Origin of the sequence: Alkalihalobacillus sp. MEB130 (genome assembly GCF_032335535.1) — a bacterium.
GTDB lineage: Bacteria > Bacillota > Bacilli > Bacillales > Bacillaceae_D > Halalkalibacter.
On sequence record NZ_JAOANA010000004.1, the window covers coordinates 163,432 to 190,080 of the forward strand.

Below are 26,649 nucleotides of genomic sequence, written 5' to 3' on the forward strand. Positions count from 1 at the left end.
AACTTCTACTTTTATCCAAAATTTATGTATTTAAAATATAAGGGACATGTCCACTTTTCACTAATTCACTGTCTATAGTAAGGTTGTTATAAAAAAAGCTCTACTCTTGTTGAATTGCTAGAGTAGAGCCTATTGTTATTTTATTTCATTTCAAAATAATGATCAGCATTGTTATAGCTAATATTTTGAATCATATTTCCAAGCAACTTATAATCTCGGGGTGCTTCACCAGACTCTACCCATCCACCTACCAAATCACATAGCACTCTTCTGAAGTATTCATGACGAGGGTAAGAAAGGAAGCTTCTTGAATCTGTTAACATACCTACAAAGCTACTTAATAATCCTAGATTTGCAAGATCTGTCATCTGCTTTAGCATCCCATCTTTTTGATCATTAAACCACCAGCCAGATCCAAATTGAATCTTGCCATTTGCTTCACTCGATTGGAAGTTACCAATAGCTGTTGCAATGACATAGTTATGAATTGGGTTTAAATTATAAATGATTGTTTTGGGTAATTCATTCTCTCTATCTAATTCATTTAAGAACGAATTAAGCGGCCTTGCCAAATCGAAATCATGAATAGAATCAAAGCCCGTGTCTGGACCAAGCTTCGTAAACATTCTCTCATTATTGTTCCTGATCGCACCAATGTGTAATTGCATTGTCCAACCAAGGGAACGATATAACCTTCCTAAAAATAGAAGAGTAAATGTCTTATATTTCTTTTCTTCTAATGAATTAATAGACTCTCCTGTCCTAGCTTTAGTAAATATTTGAGATGCCTCTTCATAAGAAGCTGACTCAAAAGGCAATGTCTCAATGCCATGGTCAGAAAGGCGACAGCCATGCTCATGGAAATAGTGAGCTCGTTTCTCTATTGCTTTCAAAAGGTCCTCAAACTTCGTGATTCCTATTTCTGAAACCTCTGCCAATTTATTAATATATTCATTAAACTCAGGCCTCGTAAGTTCAACAGCTTTATCTGGTCTAAAAGCTGGCAGCACTTTTGTCTGAATCGCTTCGTTTTGTTTGATCGTTTGATGATACTCTAATGAATCAACAGGATCATCTGTCGTACAAACAACCCTTACACTGAACTTTTCTAAAATTTTTTGAGTCGTTAATCCATTTTTCAAAATTTGATTGCAATGGTTCCAAACCTCTACACTAGATTCCTCATTTAATAAGATATCTACGTCAAAATACCGTTTTAATTCCATATGAGTCCAGTGATAAAGCGGGTTGCCGATTGTTTGCGGAACAGCTTTTGCCCATGCTTGAAATTTTTCTTTATCATTAGCATCTCCTGTTATAAAGCGCTCATCTATTCCAAGCGTTCGCATGGCTCGCCACTTATAATGGTCACCGTGTAACCAAATTTCAGATAGGTTAGAAAATGTACGATTTTCCGCGATTTCTTTTGGACTAATATGACAGTGATAATCGTATATTGGCATCTCTTTAGCATAATCATGGTATAAAACTTTTGCCGATTCGCTATTTAAGATAAAATCATCGTGAATAAATGGTTTAGACATGTAATCCTCCTACCTCACTAATAACAACGTTGTTATTTTTGTTCTTATAAAATTATTTTAAATCTTCCATCTTCACAAAATCCATATCCTTAAACGTGTAATTTTCACCAGCCATTGCCCAAATAAATGTATAGTTTTTCGTACCTACACCTGAATGGATTGACCAAGGTGGAGAAATAATAGCATCTTCATTTTTCACAACGAGATGACGTGTTTCACTTCGTTCACCCATGAAATGGAAAACTCGTGATTCCTCATCCATATCAAAGTACAAATATACTTCCATGCGGCGATCATGAACATGTGCAGGCATTGTGTTCCACATATTATTTGGCTCAAGCAAAGTCATTCCCATCATCAATTGACAGCTTTGCAGTCCACCATCATGAATGTATTTATAAATTGTACGGTTATTTGATTCACTATCTGATCCTAATTTCGTAGGTTCAGCATCTGCAATCGGCAGAACTTTTGTTGGGTACTCTTTATGTGCGGTAGCTGATACTAAGTAAAAGCGCGCAGGAGTAGTTGGCTCTACACTATGGAAAGTTACTTCTTTCTTCCCCAAACCTACATATAAACAATCACGTTTGTTTAATTCAAACTCTTCTCCGTCAACAACTACTTTTCCTTTTGGTCCAATATTCACAATACCAATTTCTCTTCTCTCAAGGAAGTAATCTGTTTTTAATGCATCTCCTGCATCTAATGTTAATGCTTGAGATGTAGGAATAGCACCACCAACAATCACTCGATCATAATGTGAATAAACCATATTGATTTCTCCATCTACAAAAAGAGATTCAATTAGAAATTCATTCCTTAATTGCTCCGTCGTATTTTGCTTGATTCCCACTGGACTTGTTGCATGTCTTATTTCCATTTTTCAACTTCCCCTTTCTAAATTACGAACTCATCCATCCACCATCAACACATAATACATGACCATTTACATAACTTGATGCTTCTGACGCTAAGAACACAACGGGTCCTTTTAAGTCTTCGGGCTTACCCCATTCTCCCTTTGGTATTCGTGAAGTAATGAAAGCATTTCTTTCTTCATTTGCACGCAGTGCCTCTGTGTTATCTGTTTCCATATACCCCGGCGCGATAGCGTTTACATTTATCCCCCTGCTTACCCATTCATTAGCAAGTGATTTTGTCAGTCCAGCTACAGCATGCTTACTAGCCGTATAAGCTGGGACTCGTAACCCACCTTGGAATGATAGCATTGACGCGATATTAATAATCTTTCCAGATCCATTTTCAAGCATGTGATTACCTACTTCTCTACAAAGCTGAAAAACAGAATTTAAATTAACGTTTATGACAGCGTTCCAATCTTCATCTGAGAAACTCTCAGCATCAGATCTGCGAATAATCCCTGCATTGTTTATTAGAATATCAATCTTTCCCGCTTCTCTAATAGCATTTAATACTAATTGTTTAGCAGCATCTGGCTCGGACAAATCCGCTTTCAATTCATAGAATTTCCTACCAAGCTCTTCAATTTGACTTCTCGTTTTACTCATATCACTTATACCAACACCAATTACGTCAGCTCCAGCTTCAGCAAGTCCGACAGCCATTCCCTGACCTAACCCACGACTTGCACCAGTAACTAGTGCTACTTTACCATGTAATGAATAGAGATCTTTAATCACTACTGTACCTCCTTTTACATTGATTCGCGCTTCAAATGTTCGTTTATGTTCGTTACAGTTCGAGTATAGCACCAGTTAGAGCATGTGGCAATATGTCTTTTTGAAAAAATCAACTTTTCAGTGGACTAATGATTACCTGAGTTCCCTCACTCTGTAGTCTCGACTGTATTAAAACATCTAATTTATCATCCGTAATAATAGAATCAACATCAGCTAGTGTTGCAAATTGAATTAAACCTACTTTTTCAAACTTAGTGGAATCTGCAAGAAGAGTGACACGATCAGCACATTCAATAATTTTTCTCTTCCATTCAACGTGGAAACTGTTAAGAACAGTAAGTCCATGTTCGATAGAGACTCCTGTTGCACCAAAGAATAATTGGTGTACTCGTATTCGGTTTAATAAATCAATAGCTTGCCCGCCATATAAAGAAGATGAGGTTCCAATACGTGATCCACCTAACATCATTAGCTGCACTTTCTCTTTCTTTATTAATTCGTGCGCAATATTAATATCGTTTGTAATTACACTTACAGGAAAATCACCTAACAATTTAGCCATTTGGAAGGTTGTGCTTCCCCCATCAAGTAATATCGTATCATCATTCTTTATGCCGTTTATCGCCTCATTAGCGATTGCTATTTTACGTTCATGATTCGTGGACTGCCTTGCATCAATCGGAAAGATTCTGTCTTCTTTTTCTTCTAACAGCACAGCTCCCCCGTGAATTCTCTTAAGAAGTCCCTTTTTTTCAAGTGTTTCTAAATCTAGTCTAATTGTTTTATCCGTGACCCCTAAAAAGCTGCTTAATTCTGAAACCTTAACGGCTTTGTTTTTATCTAACTCACCAAGTATTTTTTCGTAACGTTCCACTGATAGCATGTCTAACCTCCTAAGCCTATCATTCTCTTTATTAATTATCAAACATAATCAAACAATTGTAAACACTCATTTGTATGAACAAGGATCCATATCAAAAGAAGAAGACTGTCATAAAAAGGGTGACAGTCTTCTTCCGATTCAATATTATTTTGTTACTTTCTTAACAAGCGGTAAATCTAATCGAACTAAATCTTCAAATCGCTCACGTCTAATCACTTCAAATGCCTCTCCATCCTCAACAAACACAACAGCCGGGCGTGGAATTCGATTGTAATTATTAGCCATTGCATAACCATAAGCACCTGTACAAAATACAGCTAAAATATCTTCATGGTTTGCTTTTGGCAAAGGCAAATCCCAAATTAACATGTCGCCACTTTCACAACATTTACCTGCAATTGAAAATGTTTCAGTCGCTTCTTCATTTGCTCGATTTGCTAGAACTCCTTCGTACTCTGCCTGATATAACGCTGGACGAAGATTATCGCTCATCCCACCATCAACAGCTAGATAATCGCGTACATTTGGAATATGTTTTTTAGAACCAATCGAATAAAGTGTTGTTCCTGCATCTCCAACTAAAGAGCGACCAGGCTCTATCCAGATTTCCGGCATTGTCAAATTCGATTCAGCCGCTTTTTGTTTAACCACTTCAATCATCTTCGTTACATATTCTTCAGCAGGTAGCGGTGTGTCTCCTTCAATATAACGAATCCCAAAGCCTCCACCAAGATTTAATACAGTTGGAATGAAATTGAATCTTTCTTTCCACTCTGTAATAAGTTCAAACATTTTCTCGACAGCCATAACAAATCCAGTTGTTTCAAAGATTTGAGAACCAATATGGCTATGCACACCTAATAGCTTTAACCATTCATCTTCGTTTGCTAGTTTAACAGCATCATGTACTTGACCACTAACTAAGTCGAATCCAAACTTTGAATCTTCTTGTCCAGTAGAAATATAATCATGAGTATGGGCTTCAACCCCAGGTGTAATTCGAAGGAGAATGTTCATATTGTACTTTTTCTCTTTACAAATTCGACTTAGTTCTTCTAATTCGTAAAAATTATCGACTACGACACAGCCAATTTTCGCATCAACAGCCATTTCCAACTCTGATAAACTTTTATTATTTCCATGAAAATGAATGCGTTCCATAGGAAAACCAGCTTCAATAGCTGTATATAATTCTCCTCCAGAAACGACATCTAAACTTAATCCTAACTCATCGGCAAGTTGAAACATCGCCATACAACTAAATGCTTTACTTGCATACGCAACTTGATAAGGCACATTTTCTTTCTTAAAAGCTTCCTGAAATTGCAAAGCACGTTCACGGATCAATGCAACATCATAAACAAACAACGGTGTACCATATTCTTTTGCAAGTTCAACTGTATTTACGCCACCAATTTCCAAGTGTCCCTGATCATTTATTCGACTCGTTCCGTGTGTATACATCTATGGTCTCCCCTTTTTCATATCAAAACATAGTTAACTGTAACTCCTATAAAAAAGCAGCTAATGCTACCTACACTAGCTGCTTGAAAAATCGTGTACTGTCTCCCACTACACTATGCAACAGGATATAGTTATTTCATATCAACGACCTAGTTTAGATAAATATGGACTATCTCTATACAAAATTCATAGCTTTGAAGAGTCCATAAAATACAAAATGAATGTGTATACTTTATCACAAGAACGGGTTTTGATCAAGACTCGAAGACATACCCCATGAGGTAGGGGTCAGACCCCGCTTTAGATTACTAAAGCGGGGTCTGACCCTTTTTTATTCCGATTTTTGTTTAATTGGATCTTGCGGATGGACAATTCTTGGCCGAAACCTAACTGACGGTACAGTAGACCGAACAAGAATATGCCACATAGCAGCAGGGTCAAACGGTAGGAATGGCCATAAGTACGGTTTAGCAAACGTACGAATTGCTGCCAAAACTAAAATAAATAATGTTGTACCGATTATAAAACCAGGCGCTTTAAAGATGGCGACCGCTAATATTAAGAACATTCTTGTTGCCCTAAGTGCCACGCCTAGTTCATAACTCGGTGTCGCAAACATCCCTATTGCACCAATCGCTACGTAAAGGATCACTTCAGGAGTAAAATAACCAACCTGAATAGCAATTTCACCAATTAAGAGTGCAGCAACTAACCCGAGCGCCGTGGCAAGTGGAGAAGGGGTATGAATCGCTGCCATTCGGAGCAGCTCTATTCCAAGTTCGGCGAAAATAATTTGTAAGAAGACAGGAATATTATTCGTTTCATTTGGCCCAATAAAATCCAAAGCTGCTGGTAATAACGTTGGTTGCATCACAAGCAATAACCAGAAAGGCAAAATGAGCAAAGAAAACATAATTCCGATAAAACGTGTCCAACGTAAAAATGTACCGATCATCGGTGCTTGCCTATATTCTTCTGCATGTTGTACATGGTGGAAAAACGTCGTCGGTGTAATGATGACACTTGGTGACGTATCAACCATAATCAAAACATGGCCTTCTAATAAATGATTGGCTGCTACATCTGGGCGCTCTGTATACCTTACTAATGGAAAAGGATTATACCCTTGTTTGACAAGATATTCTTCGACTATCTTATCAGCCATTGAGATACCGTCAATGTTTATTGCTTCAAGTTCTTTTTTTAGAATCTCAACCATTTTTGGATCAGCAATTCCATCAATGTAGGAAATACACACATCTGTTTTAGAACGTTCTCCAACTTGCATAATTTCGTTTCGTAAACTTTCATCTCTAATCCGTCTACGTGTAAGAGCCGTATTCAAAATAATATTCTCCGTGTAGCCATCACGAGAACCGCGTACGACTCTCTCTGTATCAGGCTCTTCAGGACCCCGACCAGGGTAACTTCTCACATCAATAACGATTGCCTGGTCTTCACCTTCGATTACGATGAATACAAGACCAGAAAGCATTTTCGTTATCGAATCTTCAAGTGTATCAGAATACTCGACTTGGACATGTGGCAAGTGATTTCTAATTGCCATTTTTACATTAGTCGTCTCCGTCTTTCTTCCCCTTGCGTCTAAATCCATTAATTCTTTAAGCAGCTCAATAATAAACTGAATGTCACATAATCCATTCACAAAATACATCTGAACATGCTTGTCTAGAATCGTAAACGTACGAATCCCAACATCAAATGACGTACCAAAACCGAGTCGTTTTTTTATTTCTGCCTCATTTTCAACAATCTTACGTGATATCGGGGTCTCTGTTTTTTCATGTGCTTGACTCATGATATCCGCTCCGTTCCAAAATTATTTCTACTGCTTGTTTCGTAATAGGGGCTCCTTTTTTTACTGTATCGAATCCGGCCATTTTTCCAATATCCCCCACTCCTACGACAATAGGAATATCTAGCTCGTCCAATATATAAACGGTATCGCCATTTATTCTCCCTATTTCTAAATCTGGTATACCTTCCTTATCGACTCCATATTCTGTCAGATGTCCATACCGATCTACGCTAACATCAACATGAGTCCATTCACTTGAATGAGTAGACGAAGCTACAGCGATCGCTCCCAACACTTCAATCTGTGGATGAGTTGCTACATAGTGCATCGCCCTCTCACCGATACCTTCTTCACGCTGACCACAGTCATCAAACATAACTAGTACTGGATCATAAGGAGTTTGCAAAACAAGAGAGACGATTTCTTCGCCACTAATCGGGGTTGGATTCCCATACGAATAGCTAATACACCTTCCACCGATCTCTTCTGCTACAAATTCAACCACTTTCTTTGCATGTTCATCCCCATCCGTAATAAGAATGACTTTCCGTCTCTCCATTTTGATCACCCCTTTGGTTTAAAGAATATAGCGACTAAAAAACTAAATAAAATAGTTGATGAAATTCCAACGGATGTAACTTCAAATACTCCCATACCAATTCCAAAAAAACCATATCGATCTCCCTCAGACATAGCTCCATGAACCAAAGCATGTCCAAAGCTCGTAATCGGAACCGTTGCCCCGGCTCCAGCAAAATCAATTAACCGATCATACAAGTGAAAGCCATCGAGTAATGCTCCGGCTACAACGAGCGTACTTAATGTGTGCGTGGGGGACAATTTGCCAATATCCATTAGCATTTGTCCAATAAAACAGATAATCCCCCCCACGACAAAAGCTGCAAGATAATCAAACATGCCTATTCCTCCCGTTCAAATGACACCGCATGAGAAATACAAGGAATCGATTCTTTTTGTTGGATCATTAACGGACTTAATAGTGCCCCCGTTGCAGCTACAAGCATCCGCTTTATCCTTCCTTCTTTCATCTCTTTAAACAAATGTCCGAAGGTGACCACAGCGGGACAAGCCGCGCCACTTCCTCCTGAGAAAACTGGTTGATCTTGATGGTAGATCATTACACCGCAATCCTCGTACCGATCAAGTACCATTCCCTTATCCTGTATTAGCTTGCGCAAAATTCCACTTCCTACACGCGATAAATCCCCAGTAACAATTACGTCATAATAAGAGGGGTCGCGTCCCGTTTCTTGTAAATGAGTCACAATCGTATCAGCAGCAGCAGGCGCCATAGCAGACCCCATATCAAAAGGCTGTTTAATTCCGTAATCTTTTACTTTTCCGATTGTTGCCTCTGTTACTTTAATAAGTGAAGGCTTTTTCCCCACTACAACCGCCCCAGCTCCAGTTACAGTAAATGTCGCTGTATCTGGGCGTTGGCCAGCAAATTCGGTCGGATATCTAAACTGTCGCTCCGCTGTCGCGTTGTGACTGCTAACCGCTGTTAATGTTAAATTAGCTACACCCGTATCAACAAATAATGACGACAAGGCTACCCCTTCCATCACTGTTGCACAAGCTGAGAAAAGCCCGAAATAAGGAACATCTATTTCCCGAGCATAATAATTGGAGGTGACGATCTGATTTAACAAATCACCCGCAAAAAAGTAATCCATTTCTTCACTTTTCTTCTCTGCGTCCTTGAGAGCTGTTTCTACTGCATCTTGCATTAATTTGCGCTCAGCTAGTTCCCAATTATCTTGCCCTGCGTATAAATTATCGTACGTAACATCAAAACTGCTTCCGAGGGGACCTTTCAACTCTTCGGGACCTACTGCTGTTCCCACCCCCTGTATATAGACAGGTTGATCAAAATGCCATGTTTGCTTCCCTCGTCTTTCCAACTTCAACACGTCCTTTACGAATTAATCAGCATCGCTACAAGCATTCTTGTTAGTCCTACTAAATAAGCTGATAAAACACCAAATGCAATAACGGCACCCGTTAATTTGAACATATTTGCTCCAATCCCAAACACCAACCCCTCACTTTTATGTTCGAGCGCTGCACTTGTCATCGCATTAGAAAAACCAGTTACCGGAACTAAAGATCCAGCACCTGCAAACTGCCCTAGTTTGTCATATACTCCAAATCCAGTAGCTAACGCTGCTAGTAAAATAAGTGTTGCTAAAGTAGGACTCATTGCTTCTTCCTGAGTAATCGGTAAATATGTCATATAAATCCGGCTTATCGCTTGCCCCAAAGCACAGATGACTCCACCTACTAAAAAAGCTTTCAACCCATTTTTAAAAATATGGCTTTTCGGCTGATATAGCTTAATATTTTTTTGGTACAATTTTTTTTGCTTCTCATCGACTCCCATTTATAGCCCCCCAATCATAAAACCTACGACCTTGTTACACGATAAATGTAAAAGAACAGAATCATTGCACTGTAAAGTTAGTATGACTGAACCTTTGACTTATCATTCTAATCGCGGGAGAATTTTAATAAGAAAACACAAAAAGAACCGGATAAGGAAGAATTCGCCCCTTATACGGTCCTTTTTTATTTCGCTGTTTTTGTAAAGATTGTTGCTATGAAATAGCTTTTCCTTATAGCGCAATGGAACGAACATGAAGAGAACACGCATTGAAAACAGCCCTTTACTAAATAATAACTCTCCATTGCTCTTCTTCTACTCTTCGTTCTTTTAGCCAATCTTTAACACCATATTTTTTTTCAATATATACTTGATGCCATATCATAAAGGCTAAAACAGTCCAGATCTTTCTGCTCCGATCTGCTTTATTTAAGCAATGCTCTTCAAGAAGTTTAGTAACGTACCCTTTATCAATAAAAGCTTCGGTTTCACTGTCTTCGATAACTTGTTTCACCAAATCATACCATTCGTTTTTAAGCCAATGACGTAAAGGAACAGGAAACCCTAGCTTTCTCCGCATGAAAACGTGATCTGGTACAATACCTTCAAAAGCTTTGCGAAGGATAAACTTCGTTGTTCCATTTGTTGTTTTCCATTCAGGAGGAATATGAGAGGCCAGTTCGAACACCTCTTTATCTAAAAAGGGTACACGCAACTCTAGCGAATGTGCCATCGTCATTTTGTCCGCCTTTACTAAAATATCTCCTCGGAGCCACGTACACATATCTAAATGTTGCATTCGATTAACCGCATGTTGCTCATTCGAACGTTCATAGATGTTTTTCGTAATTAGTTCATTCGTATATTCCTCATTGTATGTAGTGAGGATTTGTTTCTTTTCAAATTCAGAAAACATCTTAGCGTTCCCAATATATCGTTCCTCCAGGGGCGTCGTTCCGCGTTCAAGAAAACTCTTTCCTTTCACACCCTCTGGTAGAATCATGGCTAATTTCCGTAAATGTTGTTTAAAAACAGATGGAACATAGTCAAAACAAGCTAAGCTTTGTGGTTCACGATAAATGTTGTACCCACCGAATAACTCATCTGCCCCTTCTCCAGAGAGAACGACTTTTACCCTTTTACTCGCTTCTTGTGCCACAAAATAGAGAGGAACACAAGCTGGATCAGCTAATGGATCATCCATATGCCACATAATTTTTGGAAGCTCTCCCCAATACTCATCAGCTGAGATTATCTTCGCGCTATTTTTTATATTGAGCTTGTCTGCACTTTCTTTCGCTACATCTAGTTCACTATAACCTTCTTGTTCAAAACCAACCGAAAACGTTTCTAAATCTGGTTTCATTTCTTTTGCAATGGAAGCAATAATGGTTGAGTCAATTCCCCCAGATAAGAATGCTCCAACAGGTACGTCACTTCGCAAGTGCTTTGCAACAGAATCATACAACGTTTCTCTGATTTGTTTGATCCACTCTTCTTCACTTTGGTTAATCGGATGAAAACTTGGTTTGAAATACGGTGTCATTTTACTCTTTTTACCAATTTCCTTTCGAAGGGAATAACCAGGTTCTAATTTATAAATACCGCTTGTCATCGAAAATGGTTCGGGTACATACTGAAAAGACAAATAGTGCTGCAATCCCTGTTCATTTATCTCATTCATCTCTTCATCTACTTGCAAACTTTTCTTTTCTGATGCAAATACTATTTTATTATTTTCTTCTTTATAAAATAACGGCTTGATCCCAAAATGATCTCTTGCAGCAAACGCCTCCTTCTCATGATTGTCCCAAATGACAAAAGCGAACATTCCACGTAAATAATCAACGACTCTAGCCCCCACTTCACTGTAAAGAGCAAGAATGACTTCAGTATCAGAATCTGTCTTGAAGAGTTTGCCTTTAGCTTGGAGATCTTGCTTTAATTCAACATAGTTATAAATTTCACCGTTAAACACAATCCAATAACGTCCATTCATATATGAAAGAGGCTGATACCCACCTTCTAAATCAATAATGCTTAACCGACTGAACGCAAGTTGAACATGTTCTCCACTCATATACCCTTCCTGATCGGGACCCCGATGCGGGATTAATCGATTCATTTCTTTTATTTTATCGTCATTTTTTTGAGGTTCATCAAAAATGCACGCTACAAACCCACACATAAATTGGCACCCACTTTTCTACTAGTAATGTCACTCGTAGTGTGGTTGTATCTCACTACGAATATTCATAAGTTAGACGCATCATTTAATAGAAACGATTCAGACTAAAACAATTATTTTCTCGAAATTTCAACCCAAAAAAAGAGGTTAACTCTTCTTCCACGGAAATAATTCCCGTTTTAGAAGGGTCAACCTCTTTTCAATCCCTACACATCCCCCATCTCAAGCTTCATCTGTTCAAGAATCTTCTTTTCAAGTCGTGATACTTGAACTTGAGATATACCAAGCCTTGAGGCAACTTCTGATTGTGTTTGGTCTTTATAATACCTTAAGTATACAATAAGACGTTCTCGCTCATCTAGATCGCGGATTGCCTCTTTTAGCGCTATCTTATCAAACCATTTGGTTTCCGTTTGATCTGCAATTTGGTCTAACAACGTGATCGGATCTCCATCATTTTCATAGACCGTTTCATGAATAGAAGAGAGCGACCTACTTGCCTCACCTGCAAAAACAACTTCCTCTGGAGTAATCTCTAGTGCTTCAGCAATCTCATTCACCGTTGGCGTCCGCCCTAATGATTTTGTCATTTCATCTTTCATTTTACGAATCTTATTGCCAAGTTCTTTAATAGACCGGCTAACCTTCACCGTTCCATCATCTCTCAAAAACCGTTGAATCTCACCAATGATCATCGGTACAGCATATGTTGAAAACTTGACATCATATGACAAATCAAACTTGTCGACTGACTTAATCAAGCCAATACAACCAATCTGAAACAAATCATCCGCTTCATAGCCTCGATTCATAAAGCGTTGGACAACAGACCATACGAGTCTTGTGTTCCGATTAACTATTAAATCTCTGGCTTCTTGGTCTCCTTCCTGACTCCTGGCAATTAATGCCTTCACTTCAGAATCAGAAAAATGTGCCTGCTTCTTCTTTTGTTGTTTTACCTCGACATCCATAGGCAAAACTCCTTAATTACACATAGCTTTGCTATTTGTAAGTGTTTTTTTTACAAAGACAGTTGTACCGATCATCGGTTCCGATACGACTTTCAGCTCATCCATAAAGTTCTCCATAATCGTAAAACCCATTCCGGAACGTTCAAGCTCTGGCTTAGTCGTAAAAAGTGGCTGACGTGCTTCTTCTATATCTTGAATGCCCATTCCTTCATCACGAATTGTAAGTTCTATCGTACCATTCTCAAGCGTACAATGAATATAAACCATCCCATCAGGCTGATTATGATAACCGTGAATTATAGCATTTGTCACTGCTTCAGAAACGACTGTTTTAATTTCCGTCATTTCGTCCATAGTTGGATCTAGTTGAGCAATAAAGGCTCCAACTGTTACACGAGCAAAAGACTCGTTTTGGCTCTGAGCTGAGAACTTCAAATCCATTACATTTTGCATCGCTTAAGCCACCCCCAAAGTTTGTAAAGCAAATTGTTCACTGTCTTCTAAACGGATAATTTTAAACAGTCCTGACATCTCAAACAAACGTTTTACAGATGGTGAAATAGCACATACCACCATTTCTCCTCCATTTGCTTTGACTTGTTTATATCTGCCTAAAATGACACCTAATCCAGAGCTATCCATAAAAGATAGTAGCTCTAAGTTTAAGACAATGTGCTTTACTTGGCCATCCGCTAGCACGGATTCAACCTGACCACGTAGCTCCTCAGCTGTATGGTGGTCAAGCTCCCCCTCTAACCTAACGAGAAGTACACTTCCTTTTTGCTCTAAATTAATTTGTAAACTCATTTCCATCACTCCCTCTAGTTCGCTCAATAATCATGAGTTACGTATAGTGGAACCTCTTTTTTTAAAAGGTACACTACACATCTTTGCTAGAGAGAATTTCGCCTTTTTCCTCTTGGCTTCCTGCAAGGTGACAAAACTAGTCCTCATTCGCAAAAAGTTGTCAAAAGGAGTTATGCAGCTCCAAATTTCGCTAACGTACGCTTAAACAACTTCCACCATGATGCTTCTAACACATCATCTCCAGCTACTAAAGGGGTCTCACTCAAAATCTCTCCTTCTTTCTCAATAAAAAGAGTTCCTATGACGTCACCTTTTTTGACCGGAGCACGTAAGTTAGCATCAATTTCAAGACGTTCTGTCACATCGTCAATCTTTACTCCTTTTTTCGTAAGAATAGATACTGATTCTGATGTAACAACTGGAATGTGATCTTTGTCGCCTTTACTCACATCCACATCTGCTAACACAAAATCTCTATCATATAATTTGTGTGCTTGATATTGGCTAAATGCATAATCAAGCATCGATGTGATTTGAGCATTTCTTTCTTTCGGTGAAGGAGCTCCCATAATCACCGTGATAACACGCATATCGTTTTTCTCAGCAGTAGCTGTTAAACAATACATCGCTTCACGCGTGTACCCCGTTTTCAACCCATCCACACCAGGATAAAACTTAACTAATTTATTCGTATTAACAAGCCAAAATTTATCTTCTTCCGAATCAGCTCGCAAATAATCTTCATAAATCCCTGTGAACTTTGTAATATCATCATACTTAAGGAGTTCTTTTGAAATCATCGCGAGATCGTAGGCCGTCGTATAATGATTGTCAGCCGGCAACCCATTCGTATTAATGAAATTTGTATTTTCAAGTCCTAATTCTTTTGCTTTCTCATTCATCATCACAACAAATTCTTCTTCTGTTCCAGCGATATGCTCTGCCATAGCAACCGATGCATCATTTGCTGAGGCTACGGCGATTGCCTTAAGCATATCTTCCACACTCATTTCTTCACCTGGCTCTAGAAAAATTTGTGAACCACCCATTGAAGCAGCATACTCACTCGTACGAACCATATCATCATAAGCAAGAGATTCTTTATCAATTGCTTCCATAATAAGCAACATTGTCATAATCTTGGTCATACTTGCGGGTGGAAGTTTCTCATGACTGTTCTTGTCAAAAATTACTTCGCCCGTATCACGTTCAATGACAATTGCTGAAGAGGCTTTCTCCGCTAATTTTGCTTGTTGTTCCTCAGCGCTTGCCATTGGTGCTAGTAAACCTAACACTAGGCATACGCTTAAAATACTGGATAGAACTTTCCTCATCTCCATCCGACCTCCATCTCATATTCATAGTCGTCCTTAGGCATGACTTACTATTTCCTAAAAAGGAAACTTCACCCAAGTTGGCTACCCCCCATTTTTCCCAACGAGACTGTATTTATACATAGATTTCTACAAAATAAACGAAATTTCTTAATCTAGATCCCTTTCTTTTCATATGGTAGGATAGGAGAAAGTCATTAAAATCAGGAAATGAGTTGGAAAAACTGCCTGAAGTATTCATTCCAATCGTCATCTTTATCATTGGCCTTGTTACCGTGTGGCGAAAAGAAAACAGAAAAACATTTTTTATCACGTTATTAATCCAAGTTGGTTTTCTTACTTTTTTCATTCAACCCTTTATCTCCTATACCGTTTATTTATTCGGTATTTTGTGCCTTTTTACAGGAATAGTTGCTTATTATTACACGCACGATTCACGAAAACAAAGATTACGGTATGTAGGAATTACACTCGCCTCTCTTCTTACCATTTACTTTGTTCATACTTCCATGTTTGAACCTTATGGGTTAACTGTTTCAGATGTAGAAGATTCTTATACTAACTATCTAAAGCTAGCAACCGATGTCCCGGAAGAAGAAGACAGAAACTGGTTAGATGAGTGGAGCCAAGTCCATTACGAACTGTACATAACCTTTGATGACTTCTATCGTTATCAAACCCATACAAATCGTTTGATCGGTTACGATTTCATTGCCTCTTCTGAGGAGATGAAGTATGTTAAGAAACTAGAAAAGAACATGGAGTTACAACATGAACAAACTGTTGATAACATCTTTCGCAATTTTCACCAAGCAACATCCCTTCTCCCTCTTGTCTTAGCAATGGAAGACGGCCAATGCCACAAAGATGAAACGATGTCGGTTTGTCTTAAAGAAGATCTCTTTGTCATCGACTTACAAAAAGGAGTGAGAGCAAACCATCACCAAGTAAGCGGACCTCATTTACTATCAAGTTATTTCTTAATCACAGGTGGCGAAACTACTTATTACGTCCCTTACTCTTCTTTACAATACAGTTCCGACTCTCTAAAATGGGCATATGAAGGCTATTCTTATCGCATCAATGGTGGCTATTCTATTAGAAGCTCGACAATACATTAAAGGAATGATTCGTTATTTTACATTATCTACAACTTGCATTTATTATTCTTGCCTTATCCTTTGCTTGGTTTATCGCTTTCAAACAAAAAAACGTAAGGTTCTCTGTTTTTTTAGGAATGATTACACTAGGGGGCTCGGTCTGTTTTTTGAGTCATACTTGACCTTCCCTTTCTTTATCATAAGCCTACTATTATGTACGATTGCGTATTTGGGGTTATTTTTCATTATTCCTAAAACAAGCAGAGGGAAGTATATTAGCGGACTTCTTATTGGAATTGCTTTTATTTATATCTATGTCTCTATGCTTCCGGACCCGATTGTTCGTTCCTATAGCGATGTAAATAATTCTTATGATATCTATGTCGAGGCAGTCGATGCCATACCCACTAATGAGGAACATGACTATTCCTGGCTTGTAAATCTTGACCGAGCTTACTCTAGTTTGGAGACAGATATCATGCTTTTTTATACAGAGCAAAGTTATTTTGATCGAATATTCCGCTCAGATTATCTTCCGAGCAATGAAGAATTAGAGAACTTTGCCTTGCTCAAACAACAGTTTAGGAAGGAACATCCTCAAAATGTAGAAAAGGCATTACAAGCAACCTATTCGGCCAAACCACTGCTAGCTGAATTCCACTCATTACAGGATAAAGAGTGTAGCGATCATTCTCATCTCATTGTTTGCAAAGATAAGAATCACTATCAAATTACTTTGCAAAACGATACGTACGCAGCCCCTGAGCGTATTTCTTCACGCTATATTTTTAAAGATTATTTCTTATTAATCGGTGAAGAAGTTACTTACTATTTACCACAAACGGAAATGAACTACACAGATACAAACTTAACTGCCACTTTTCAGGATATTACGTACGACATTCACGGAGATATTCGTTCTAATGATAAGTAAAGGATTCCCAAAGTGTAAAAGACCCCGTCATAGTGACGGGGTCCAAATGATTAAACATTTGTGGGCCAGGGATTTTTAATTAGAACTGAGAACCGCCAAGTTGTTGCTCAGCTTGTTGAACTAGACGCTTGGTGATCTCGCCACCAACAGAACCGTTAGCACGTGCAGTTGCATCCGCGCCAAGTTGAACACCAAATTCAGAAGCAATTTCGTACTTCATTTGGTCAAGAGCTTGTTCTACTCCTGGAACTAATAGTTGGTTACTACTGTTGTTGCTTGCCATTTCTGTTCACCTCGCTTTGTTCGTATTCAGTAACTATTGTGTGAAGATCGAAGAAACTTATTCAACTTTTTTGTTGGAAAAGTTTTCATGACGTATTTATTTAGCTTCATAGAGCTCAAGTGGGAGACCATCAGGGTCTGAAAAAAAAGTGAATTTCTTTCCTGTTGTTTCGTCAATTCGAACAGGCTCTACCTCTACTCCCTTTCTCTCCAACCAACTTTTACTTTCTTCAACATTCTCCACTTCGAATGCAAGATGCCTGAGCCCTCTTGCTTCAGGGTAGCTCGCTCTTTCTGGTGAGTTCTCGAAAGAAAAAAGTTCAATTTGACTATCCCCAATCTCAAGATCTAATTTATAAGAATTACGTTCAATACGATGTGTTTCATTTATTATTTTCAACCCTAAAACATTCACATAAAAATTCTTTGATATCGAATAATCCGAGCATATTATGGCCGTGTGATGAATTCGCTTCAACATGAAATTACATCCTCCTACAGATAATTTGTTCCATTATAACACTCCAACTGCTTTTTTTATGCTTCTTACATAAAACATTGAATAGGTCAAAAACTAAGCTTGTTCATATCGACATTAGGAGGGAATTACGTGGACCAAGAAATGCATTATAGTGAAGATAATAAGTTTATCCCAATCACCTCAATTTCAAATGGGGTGATTCAAGAGGTTGCTCCCGAAATTTATTGCTTACCCGTTCAAGTCGTCAATGTATGCTTTGTTGGAAATCCTTCTAAAGCAAAAGGCTGGGTATTAATTGATGCCGGAATGCCAAAATCTGCTGATGATATTTTGGATGCCTTAAGAGACAAGTTCGGATCTGTTCACCCGCCACGTGCGATTGTATTAACCCACGGACATTTTGATCATGTAGGAGCGATAGTTGATTTAGCAGAGAAATGGGACGTGCCTATTTATGCACATTCAGCTGAATTTCCATATTTAACAGGAGAAAAGAGCTATCCAGAACCAGATACGAGTGTTGAAGGTGGCCTTATTGCTAAAATGTCCGGTATGTTCCCTAATGGTCCAACACAACTTGGAAGTCGGTTAAAAGAACTACCTAAAGATCACCGCATTCCAGAAATGCCTGGTTGGCGTTGGATTCATACCCCTGGGCATACTCCAGGGCATTGTTCATTCATTCGGATTGAAGACAATGCATTAATTGCTGGAGATGCCTTTGTCACAGTGAAACAAGACTCCCTTTACAAAGTTTTAACTCAACAAAAAGAAATCAATGGTCCTCCAAGATACTTAACAACTGACTGGGAAGCTGCATGGGAATCGGTCGGGATTTTAAAGCACTTAGAACCAACGGTGGCAATAACTGGTCATGGACTTCCTATGTATGGAGAGGAATTAACGAAAAGTCTTGATAAATTGGCTGCAGACTTTGATAAAATTGCTATTCCTGATTACGGTCGTTATGTAGACCCAACCGTTCACTAAAAATAAGGGTACCTAAAAGGCTTTTATTGACCTTAGGTACCCATTTTATATATTTCAACATTTAGAAAAAATTCATGCCTAACTCCTTCTTCAACAGGAACGACAAAAGACGTTCTTGCCTAATCGTGTTGGCAAATTTACTCCAACTAACCTTCACTAGACTAAAAAATTGTCAAGATGCTCACCTTCAAGATGTAGGATCTTCTTCGTCTTCAAAAGGAGTTCTTCACTTTTTTTACCAATTCTTTGTTAAAATAAAAGAAACATGTTAGAGGAGGCACGAAAATGACAAAAAGAAAGCTAATTGTTACACAAAATCTCGACGACGTGTACACAAAACAAATTAAAGCAATTCTGCCAGATTGGGAGCTCATTATCGGAAGAGATCGTTCAATATGGGAAAACCATTTAAATGATGCAGAAATCATTGCCGGTTGGAAAAAAGAAATGAAGGACGTTCTTTTTCAAGAGAATTCAAGCGTACAATGGATTCAAACATGTACCGCTGGAGTCAATTACCTACCTCTTGAAAAATTGCAATCTAGAAACATACAAGTGACAAGTGCAAATGGGGTTCACTCCTATCCAATATCTGAAACGATTTTTGCCCTCATGTTAGGATTAACTAGAAAGATACATAGCTATGTAAGAAACCAACAAACGAAAAAATGGCATCATGAGAATATGAAATTAGAAATACATGAAAAAACGATTGGAATTATTGGGGTCGGGGCAATCGGACAGGAAACAGCCAAAATAGCCAAGGCTTTTGGTATGAAGGTGCTAGGTATTCGCCATTCTGGAGAATCTAAACCATATGTCGATGAAATGTATAAAATTGATCAATTACATTCCATTCTTCCAAGATGTGACTATATTGTTATCACCTTGCCTCTTACAGAGAATACAACTTCTTTATTCGGAGCAGAACAATTTAAGTTAATGAAATCAACTGCCTTTGTAATTAACATTGGGAGAGGAGCAATCATTGTCGAAAAAGATTTAGTAACCGCTTTGGAGAACGGGGACATTGCCGGGGCTGGATTAGATGTTTTTGAACAAGAACCACTTCCATCAACAAGTGCTCTTTGGGAGCATGATAATGTCATTATTACCCCTCATACAGCTGGATCGACCGCTTATTACGATAAACGGGTCGTTGAGGACGTTTTGCTTCCAAATCTCCAAAACTATTTAATGAACGAACCTCTTTCAATAAACGTGGTTGATTATCAAAAAGGCTACTAAGCATATCCTCAATTACGTACCGCTTTCTCCTTTTAAAAAGGTAATGCGAAGGTTTTTCTACTCTTCTGCATTACCTCATTTCTAATAAACAAACATGTAAGATCTACTCTTCTTTCTTCTCACTATTTTGTAATTCAGCCAGCTTCGCTAACAGAATATGCTGAGGCATATGCATGATTTGTTCAATTGGTACTTTTAAGGATTCTGACAGTTTTTGTGCTGTTTCAGCTGAAATTTGTAATGGTTTCATAGGAAGTCTCCCTTTTCTTATTGATCTTCTTCTATTTAACCATAATCCAACTAACCGTTACAATGGATGTCTGTTTATCATTAAAGAATCGAACGATCTTCTCTAATTCATTCCCTTGTAAATTCCAGTAGAAAAAGCGTTCTGTTCATCTTTCACAAACATACGTTATACAAAGTAGAAAGGAGGATGCAACATGATTCATTTCGTTCAATTAGGCGAAACGCTATTTTCAATTTCTGAAGATTATCGTGTTTCTTTAAACCAACTCATTACGGCTAACCCTCAAATCGATCCAGATATAATTGTTGTAGGGCAAGCAATCAACATTCCCGGATATCCTTCTCCTGCAACAATCCCTTATTCCATTAACGTCTCTCTTTCAAATAGGACCCTTACTTTAATGCTTCATGATCAAATACAAAAAGTCTACCCCGTTGCGGTTGGTCGAGTTCTTCATGAAACTCCTGTAGGAGACTTTATTATCATTAATAAAGCTCCTAATCCAGGGGGACCATTTGGAACGATGTGGATGAGTTTATCAAAAAAACACTATGGCATTCATGGTACGAACGATCCTGAGTCAATAGGCCACTATGTTTCACGAGGATGCATTCGAATGTTTAATCAGGATGTGGAAGAATTAGCTCGGACGGTCCCTATTGGTACCGCTGTATTTATAAGACCCTAACACAATGGAAGGGGATGGCTCTAACCATTCATCTATCATCCTTTAAAGACATCCCCTTCACTTTTAATAAGCTCTAAGCAATCCATTCTTCATCTTCCGCTTCTTATGATAAACTGTTGAAAACAGGAAGAACGGAGGAAAGTTTATGAAATTACTAATCGGACAGTCATTGAAGGAGCGACAAAAAATCGTTCAACTCACTTCTCAACCTTTTTCAACTCGCGCAAAAAAACACGATGAAGAGAACACATTCCCGATGGAAAACATAGCAGATTTAAAGAAGATTGGATATACTACGTTAACTGTACCAAAATCATATGGTGGACAAGGTCTTCCGCTAGCTGAATGGCTTCCATTACAAGAAACCATTGCTACATATGATGGCTCCACCTCATTATCAATTGGTTGGCATATGGGTCTCATAACGCAAATTTCCGAAAGTCAAAACTGGCCTGAAACCATACTTGATCGCCTTTTTTATGAAGTATTACACGAAGGAAAATTAGTAAATGCTGCTGCTTCTGAACCTGAAACCGGAAGCCCTACTCGTGGTGGAAAGCCAACAACAGTAGCAAAAAAGGAAAACGATAGCTGGATCATTACAGGTAGAAAAAGCTTTACATCAATGGCTCCTGCCCTCGACTATTTTATTGTTTCCGCAACGATGGAGGATGGCCAAGTTGGGAATTTTTTAATTAATCAGTCCGCAGCTGGAGTGAAAATAGAAGAAACATGGAATTCAATTGCGATGAGAGGAACGGCAAGTCATGATTTATATTTAAAGAATGTACGTATCCCAAATGATCATTTCCTTGAAGTCATTCATCCTGGTAAGAAAAGTCCAGCCGGCTGGCTTTTACATATTCCAGCTTGTTATTTAGGTATTGCACAAGCAGCTCAAAATTTTGCTATTGACTTTGCTAATACGTATTCTCCTAACAGCTTATCAACCTCCATCAAAGAACTACCAAACGTACAAGTGAAAATTGGAGAAAATGAAGCAGACTTGATTCAAGCTCGTCACTTCCTTTATAGTGTTGCAAAAAAATGGGATGTTTCTACTGCTGAAGAGCGAGTTCAAATGCAAGGTGAACTTGGCGCTGTGAAATACCATGTGGTTAATAGTGCTGTTATGATTGTAGATAGAGCAATGAGAGTGGTAGGTGCTCAAAGTTTATTCAAGGATAATCCGATTCAACGGTATTATCGTGATGTTCGTGCAGGATTACATAATCCACCTATGGATGATCGCACCCTTCTCCTTCTTGCTTCACAAGCTTTTACTAGTTCCGAATAACAACCTGAAGGAGAGAGACGACAATTCCAACAATTTTTTGAGTTAAGTAAGAAAGGCCCTTACCACCATAATGGTAAGGGCCTTTCTCTACTCTCTACTCTTTTTTGTTATCTGGAAATAGAACATCTCCCGTTTCTGAATGAAGGAGGAATTCTGCAATTGTTGTTGATAATTCATGTGGTGGAAAAGGTTTTGTTAAATACTTGTCAATTTGATACTTTTCTACTTTCTCTTCAGGCTTATCTAATGCAGATGAAATGACAATGGGAATATGCTTTGTCTTCTCTTCTTCTTTTAAGCATTGAATTAAATCCCAACCACTCATTTCCTCCCCTAGCATTAAGTCTACTACTATTCCCACAAGTGGAATCTTCATCGCATCTTTTAATGCGCGAGAAGGTTCACTATGATGAATAACCTTAAATCCTTTTCCTTTTAATTCTTCCGACAGAAGCAGTGCTAAACTTGTATCATCTTCAACAATCATGACATTAACACTGTCTTGACCTTGCAACACCTCATCACTCACAAGTTCTTCCTGTCTAGTTTCTAAAAGTGGCATCTTGATATGAATCGTCGTTCCTTTTCCTTCTGTTGACTCAATCCAAATCGTACCTTGATGCTTTTCTATTATCTCTTTACAAATTGCTAATCCTAGACCCGTTCCTCCAATTTTCCGTCTCTCACTATTGTCAATTCGATGAAATTTCTTAAATAACAGTTTCACTTCATCTTCAGGAATACCTAAGCCTTGATCTTGGATAGTAATGTGTAATAAGTGTTGTTCATTTCTTAAATGAATCTTTACATCTCCACCGTCAGGCGAGAATTTTATAGCATTGCTCATTAAATTCGTAAACACTTGAATTAATCGTTCTCTGTCCCCATGTACAACTACATTTTGAGCTTCATCTATAAAAAAGACATCATGGTTTTTTTCATGCTTAAATTGACGAACGACTTCCATCGCTACTTCATCGACTTTACATGGCTCCATCTCGTAGCTTTGCTGTCCTGCTTCCATTCTCTGTAAATCAAGAAAATCATTAATTAAGTTTGTTAACCGTTTTGCTTCTTTATGAATCGTTGTTAAATACTTTTTTTGACGTTCTTTTTTTAGGTCTTTCGTTATCAAAAGTTCCGTAAAGCCAAGAACGCTTGAAAGCGGTGTTCGCAATTCATGACTAACTGTACTTACGAGCTCGGACTTCATTTGATCTACTTCATGCTCTTTTGTTATATCACGATGAACAAAGACCGTTCCTACTTTTTCTCCTTTTTGGAATACTGAAGTGGCATAAACATCAATGTAACGTACCATATCCCCTTCAATTGAATAAGTCATGCTCTTCGTCTCGTCAAAACAATGTTCAAGGGATTCGTTAAAGAACGCTGATAATTCAGCAGGTTCATTCACTCTAGCGACAAAATCATTTATCCACTCATCTTTCGTTTGAATGTTTCCTAACTCCCATTCGCTGCAAGTTCCTAACTTACATAGTGTGTCATTATGATGAATCATATCACCCGTAGCTGACACAAATAGAATGCCTTCATTTACATTATCTATAATATCCTGGTTTATTTTTCGAGAATATTCAACTGCTTCATACATCTTAATTCGCTCAAACGATAATGAAACTTGATTCATGAGACCGTGTATCTCATTCATTTCCTCTTCGGAAAAAGGTCTCCCCACTCTAGTTGCTGCAAAGACACCTACTTCTTGATGATTTCCGTCTAGAAAAGCTGTATAAAAATCATAGCAATATAATTCATTTGTTGAAATCCCACGTTCTGATGAATCAGCTAGTCTTTTAATAACATAATATTCTTCATCTTGTAATCTAGCATACTGCTGTTCGATCACATTTCTTCTAAAACGTTCAACGGTTTCTTTCGGTAACCCCTTCGATGTGTAAACGTCCTCTGCTGTAAGAGCAATAATGCTAGCATCAAACGAGTAAAGCTCATTTAAATTATAAAGCAATTCATTCACCAATTCTTGCTTGTCAAGAGTAAACGTCAATGCTTGACTTAACTTATAGTATCGCTCCAACTTTTCTTTTGTTTGCTTTGAAGCAGATAAAGTCGTTTCCAGTTGATCTTGTTGGTAATGCAATTCATCTTGTTGTGCCATTAACTCTTCATTTTGTGCGGTTAATTCTTCCTCTTTCTCTTGAATCGTCCTTGCCATTTTAATAAAAGCATTAGATAAAGAACCAATCTCATCATTGCGATTAATTTTTGTTAATTTAAATGACTCACCTTTTGCGACAGCGTCCGTTGCTTCCTCAAGTTCTTCAATAGGACGTATAACATCTCGTAAAATTCTCCCAATTAAAAAAATGAATAAGATAAGTACCAATGAACTAAAAATAACTTGTCCAATGGTAAAGAACTTTAATTGTGAAATGGATTTATTAATCACATGATCTAATTCCTCAGTTGTTTCATTTTTAAGGATTTCCATTGCCTCTAGAAATTCACGAATATCATCTGAGGATTGGTTCTGCCGATTAAACACTCTTATATCATCGTATCTTGATTCCAAGGCCATTTTTGAGACCCGGTCAAATGTATAGTACTTATACCCCATATAAAAACGATTAAGATCTACTCCGAATCGATATTCCTCTGAATGAATAGGGTACTCTTTATAGTAATCAATAATGGATTTTAATTCATCTAAATGTATATCCACCTTCACTTTGTTAGCCTCTTCATGTATTAAATAATACGCTCGAGCATTTAAGATGAGATGATTTAAAGTATTGTTCAGTTTATCAATTACTTCTACTCTCTCTTGCAAATAATCTCGTTCTGCATCTAATTGACTTTGTGTTGTAAGCATATAATAAATGAAACCAATTGAGATGATTATAACAGTTGCTAGTGTCACTCCGATAACTGTTAGGTACTTTCTACGAATACTTTGATCAAAGAATGTCTTCCAGTTAGCCATTCATTCTTTCCCCCAATGCGTCTTATCAATCAATTTAATTCGAAGACTCATAATTTAGCTACCACTTTTGTAAGCTTCACCGCAAATTTCGACAGTTATTTCATTATACAACCTAACTATCTCCATAGGAAAGTATCTATCTTTACCAAAAAAAATGTCTTTTCTTGTTCATCATGTAGTTGCTACACGTGAAAATGAAAAGACATTTTTATCATCACTATTATTACATAGACTTTAAAGTTACTTGTTGTAGAGACTTAACGTTTGTCTCACCTGTCAATGCTAGTACGGTCTGGACTTCCTCTTTTAATTGAGCGATAACCGATTCGACACCGTCTTGGCCGTCTGTTAATCCATAAGCATACAATCTACCAATCAAAACGCTATTAGCTCCTAATGCAAGTGCCTTAATTACATCTACTCCACGGCGAACCCCGCCATCAAATACAATTTCAATGCGCCCTTGAACCGTTTCTACTATTGCTGGTAGTGCATCAATACTGCTAATAGATCCATCTAATTGTCTACCGCCATGATTAGAAACAACAATTCCGTCCATTCCATATTCAACCGCGAGTTTGGCATCATCTGGGTGAACAATTCCTTTAATCACAAGAGGGAGGTCTGTTTTTGTCCGCAACCATTTTATGTTTTCCCATGTTAAAGATGGATTGAAAAGACGCGACGCTACTTCCTTTATTACCACTTCTAAATCTGAATCAGGTGTAATTCTTGCTTTTTCTTGGAACACAGGGTCTACCAAATAGTTCCCTAACCCTTGAGCTTTTCTCAAAGGAAAATATTTGTTAGATTTGTCCTGCTCTCTCCAGCCGAGCATTGGTGTATCAACTGTAATAAAAATAGCCGAATAACCACTTTGTTCAGCTCGTCTTACAAAGCTTAATGCAATATCCTCATCATTTGGCCAGTAAAGCTGAAAGAATCGCGGTGCATCACCCATCACTTCTGCAATTTCTTCCATCGAATAAGTAGAAACAGTACTAACTGTGTAAGGGACGTTCTCGGCAGCTGCTGCTTTTGCAACAGCTAACTCTCCCTCAGGATGAATGATCGTTTGAAACCCTACCGGTGCAAGTGCAAACGGAGCGCTCGTTTTCAAACCAAGTATTGTTGAACTACTATCAACATTCGCCACATTTCTAAGCACCCTAGGAACAATGTGCCATTTTTTAAACCCGTTTATATTGGCTTGTAAGGTATCTTCTACTCCAGCACCACTTTGAATATACTCAAAAGCTCCTTTATCTAACTGCTCTTTCGCCATTTGCTCCCATTGTTCAGGAGATCGAAAACCAACCTGTGTCATTTCGATTCC

26 protein-coding genes are annotated in these 26,649 nt (G+C 38.2%); 6 read left to right on the forward strand and 20 right to left on the reverse strand.

The genetic code is table 11. From position 1 onward, the window contains the following. Window positions 1-140 precede the first annotated feature (140 nt). From uxaC to N0O92_RS06180, 15 genes are all read right to left on the reverse strand, one after another. Window positions 141-1,544 carry a glucuronate isomerase gene (gene uxaC, locus N0O92_RS06110; RefSeq protein ID WP_315613771.1) on the reverse strand — a complete coding sequence of 468 codons (1,404 nt, stop codon included), beginning with the start codon at window positions 1,542-1,544 and terminating at the stop codon, window positions 141-143. A 52-nt stretch (window positions 1,545-1,596) separates the two neighbouring features. Next, on the reverse strand, window positions 1,597-2,427 hold the full coding sequence (gene kduI, locus N0O92_RS06115) for a 5-dehydro-4-deoxy-D-glucuronate isomerase (protein ID WP_315613772.1): 831 nt from the start codon (window positions 2,425-2,427) through the stop codon (window positions 1,597-1,599). A 22-nt stretch (window positions 2,428-2,449) separates the two neighbouring features. Further along, window positions 2,450-3,208 (reverse strand): 2-dehydro-3-deoxy-D-gluconate 5-dehydrogenase KduD, encoded by a 759-nt coding sequence (kduD, locus tag N0O92_RS06120; protein ID WP_396334471.1) that lies wholly within the window; start codon window positions 3,206-3,208, stop codon window positions 2,450-2,452. Window positions 3,209-3,317: 109 nt separating this feature from the next. Beyond that, a complete protein-coding gene (locus N0O92_RS06125; protein ID WP_315613773.1) occupies window positions 3,318-4,091 on the reverse strand; it encodes a DeoR/GlpR family DNA-binding transcription regulator in 774 nt (257 codons plus the stop codon). A 144-nt stretch (window positions 4,092-4,235) separates the two neighbouring features. Next, window positions 4,236-5,555, reverse strand: coding sequence for a diaminopimelate decarboxylase (gene lysA, locus N0O92_RS06130; RefSeq protein WP_315613774.1), 1,320 nt, complete (start codon window positions 5,553-5,555; stop codon window positions 4,236-4,238). Between the two features lie 331 nt (window positions 5,556-5,886). After that, window positions 5,887-7,374: a spore germination protein gene (locus N0O92_RS06135; RefSeq protein WP_315613775.1), complete on the reverse strand. Its 1,488-nt coding sequence runs from the start codon at window positions 7,372-7,374 to the stop codon at window positions 5,887-5,889. Then, complete coding sequence (gene spoVAEA / locus N0O92_RS06140) at window positions 7,358-7,933, reverse strand: stage V sporulation protein SpoVABEA (RefSeq protein WP_315613776.1); 576 nt, start codon at window positions 7,931-7,933, stop codon at window positions 7,358-7,360. The genes N0O92_RS06135 and spoVAEA overlap by 17 nt, the downstream gene beginning before the upstream one ends. Window positions 7,934-7,938: 5 nt before the next feature. Next, window positions 7,939-8,292, reverse strand: a complete 354-nt coding sequence (spoVAE, locus tag N0O92_RS06145; RefSeq protein ID WP_034628827.1) for a stage V sporulation protein AE — start codon at window positions 8,290-8,292, stop codon at window positions 7,939-7,941. Between the two features lie 2 nt (window positions 8,293-8,294). Continuing rightward, a complete protein-coding gene (spoVAD, locus tag N0O92_RS06150) occupies window positions 8,295-9,299 on the reverse strand; it encodes a stage V sporulation protein AD (RefSeq protein WP_315613777.1) in 1,005 nt (334 codons plus the stop codon). A 14-nt stretch (window positions 9,300-9,313) separates the two neighbouring features. Then, complete coding sequence (gene spoVAC / locus N0O92_RS06155) at window positions 9,314-9,778, reverse strand: stage V sporulation protein AC (protein WP_315613778.1); 465 nt, start codon at window positions 9,776-9,778, stop codon at window positions 9,314-9,316. A gap of 286 nt (window positions 9,779-10,064) precedes the next feature. Next, window positions 10,065-11,966 carry an asparagine synthase (glutamine-hydrolyzing) gene (asnB, locus tag N0O92_RS06160; RefSeq protein ID WP_315613779.1) on the reverse strand — a complete coding sequence of 634 codons (1,902 nt, stop codon included), beginning with the start codon at window positions 11,964-11,966 and terminating at the stop codon, window positions 10,065-10,067. Window positions 11,967-12,172: 206 nt separating this feature from the next. After that, a complete protein-coding gene (sigF, locus tag N0O92_RS06165; RefSeq protein ID WP_315613780.1) occupies window positions 12,173-12,937 on the reverse strand; it encodes an RNA polymerase sporulation sigma factor SigF in 765 nt (254 codons plus the stop codon). Between the two features lie 12 nt (window positions 12,938-12,949). Continuing rightward, window positions 12,950-13,390, reverse strand: coding sequence for an anti-sigma F factor (gene spoIIAB, locus N0O92_RS06170; RefSeq protein ID WP_315613781.1), 441 nt, complete (start codon window positions 13,388-13,390; stop codon window positions 12,950-12,952). 3 nt (window positions 13,391-13,393) lie between these two features. Further along, window positions 13,394-13,744, reverse strand: coding sequence for an anti-sigma F factor antagonist (spoIIAA, locus tag N0O92_RS06175; protein ID WP_315613782.1), 351 nt, complete (start codon window positions 13,742-13,744; stop codon window positions 13,394-13,396). Between the two features lie 170 nt (window positions 13,745-13,914). Beyond that, complete coding sequence (locus tag N0O92_RS06180; RefSeq protein WP_315613783.1) at window positions 13,915-15,078, reverse strand: D-alanyl-D-alanine carboxypeptidase family protein; 1,164 nt, start codon at window positions 15,076-15,078, stop codon at window positions 13,915-13,917. Between the two features lie 215 nt (window positions 15,079-15,293). Here N0O92_RS06180 and N0O92_RS06185 point away from each other — a divergent pair, with 215 nt between their 5' ends. After that, entirely contained in the window at window positions 15,294-16,199 is a 906-nt protein-coding gene (locus N0O92_RS06185) for a hypothetical protein (protein ID WP_315613784.1), read from the forward strand. A 208-nt stretch (window positions 16,200-16,407) separates the two neighbouring features. After that, window positions 16,408-17,112: a hypothetical protein gene (locus N0O92_RS06190; RefSeq protein ID WP_315613785.1), complete on the forward strand. Its 705-nt coding sequence runs from the start codon at window positions 16,408-16,410 to the stop codon at window positions 17,110-17,112. 79 nt (window positions 17,113-17,191) lie between these two features. Here N0O92_RS06190 and N0O92_RS06195 read toward each other — a convergent pair whose 3' ends face one another. Next, complete coding sequence (locus N0O92_RS06195; RefSeq protein WP_034628840.1) at window positions 17,192-17,395, reverse strand: alpha/beta-type small acid-soluble spore protein; 204 nt, start codon at window positions 17,393-17,395, stop codon at window positions 17,192-17,194. A 96-nt stretch (window positions 17,396-17,491) separates the two neighbouring features. Then, a complete protein-coding gene (gene gloA2, locus N0O92_RS06200; protein WP_315613786.1) occupies window positions 17,492-17,875 on the reverse strand; it encodes an SMU1112c/YaeR family gloxylase I-like metalloprotein in 384 nt (127 codons plus the stop codon). A gap of 129 nt (window positions 17,876-18,004) precedes the next feature. Between gloA2 and N0O92_RS06205 the strand changes: the two genes are divergently transcribed. Together N0O92_RS06205 and N0O92_RS06210 are read left to right on the forward strand one after the other, a co-directional pair. Next, window positions 18,005-18,865: an MBL fold metallo-hydrolase gene (locus N0O92_RS06205; RefSeq protein WP_315613787.1), complete on the forward strand. Its 861-nt coding sequence runs from the start codon at window positions 18,005-18,007 to the stop codon at window positions 18,863-18,865. Between the two features lie 285 nt (window positions 18,866-19,150). Then, window positions 19,151-20,113 (forward strand): D-2-hydroxyacid dehydrogenase, encoded by a 963-nt coding sequence (locus tag N0O92_RS06210; RefSeq protein WP_315613788.1) that lies wholly within the window; start codon window positions 19,151-19,153, stop codon window positions 20,111-20,113. 103 nt (window positions 20,114-20,216) lie between these two features. On the opposite strand, the gene N0O92_RS06215 is transcribed toward N0O92_RS06210, so the two are convergent. Then, entirely contained in the window at window positions 20,217-20,363 is a 147-nt protein-coding gene (locus N0O92_RS06215; protein ID WP_315613789.1) for a YycC family protein, read from the reverse strand. 193 nt (window positions 20,364-20,556) lie between these two features. Between N0O92_RS06215 and N0O92_RS06220 the strand changes: the two genes are divergently transcribed. Beyond that, window positions 20,557-21,051, forward strand: a complete 495-nt coding sequence (locus N0O92_RS06220; protein WP_315613790.1) for a L,D-transpeptidase family protein — start codon at window positions 20,557-20,559, stop codon at window positions 21,049-21,051. Window positions 21,052-21,196: 145 nt separating this feature from the next. Further along, window positions 21,197-22,348, forward strand: a complete 1,152-nt coding sequence (locus N0O92_RS06225) for an acyl-CoA dehydrogenase family protein (RefSeq protein WP_315613791.1) — start codon at window positions 21,197-21,199, stop codon at window positions 22,346-22,348. 94 nt (window positions 22,349-22,442) lie between these two features. On the opposite strand, the gene N0O92_RS06230 is transcribed toward N0O92_RS06225, so the two are convergent. Together N0O92_RS06230 and N0O92_RS06235 are read right to left on the reverse strand one after the other, a co-directional pair. Further along, window positions 22,443-25,313: an ATP-binding protein gene (locus N0O92_RS06230; protein ID WP_315613792.1), complete on the reverse strand. Its 2,871-nt coding sequence runs from the start codon at window positions 25,311-25,313 to the stop codon at window positions 22,443-22,445. 223 nt (window positions 25,314-25,536) lie between these two features. Beyond that, entirely contained in the window at window positions 25,537-26,640 is a 1,104-nt protein-coding gene (locus N0O92_RS06235; RefSeq protein WP_315613793.1) for an alpha-hydroxy-acid oxidizing protein, read from the reverse strand. Between the last annotated feature and the right edge of the window lie 9 nt (window positions 26,641-26,649).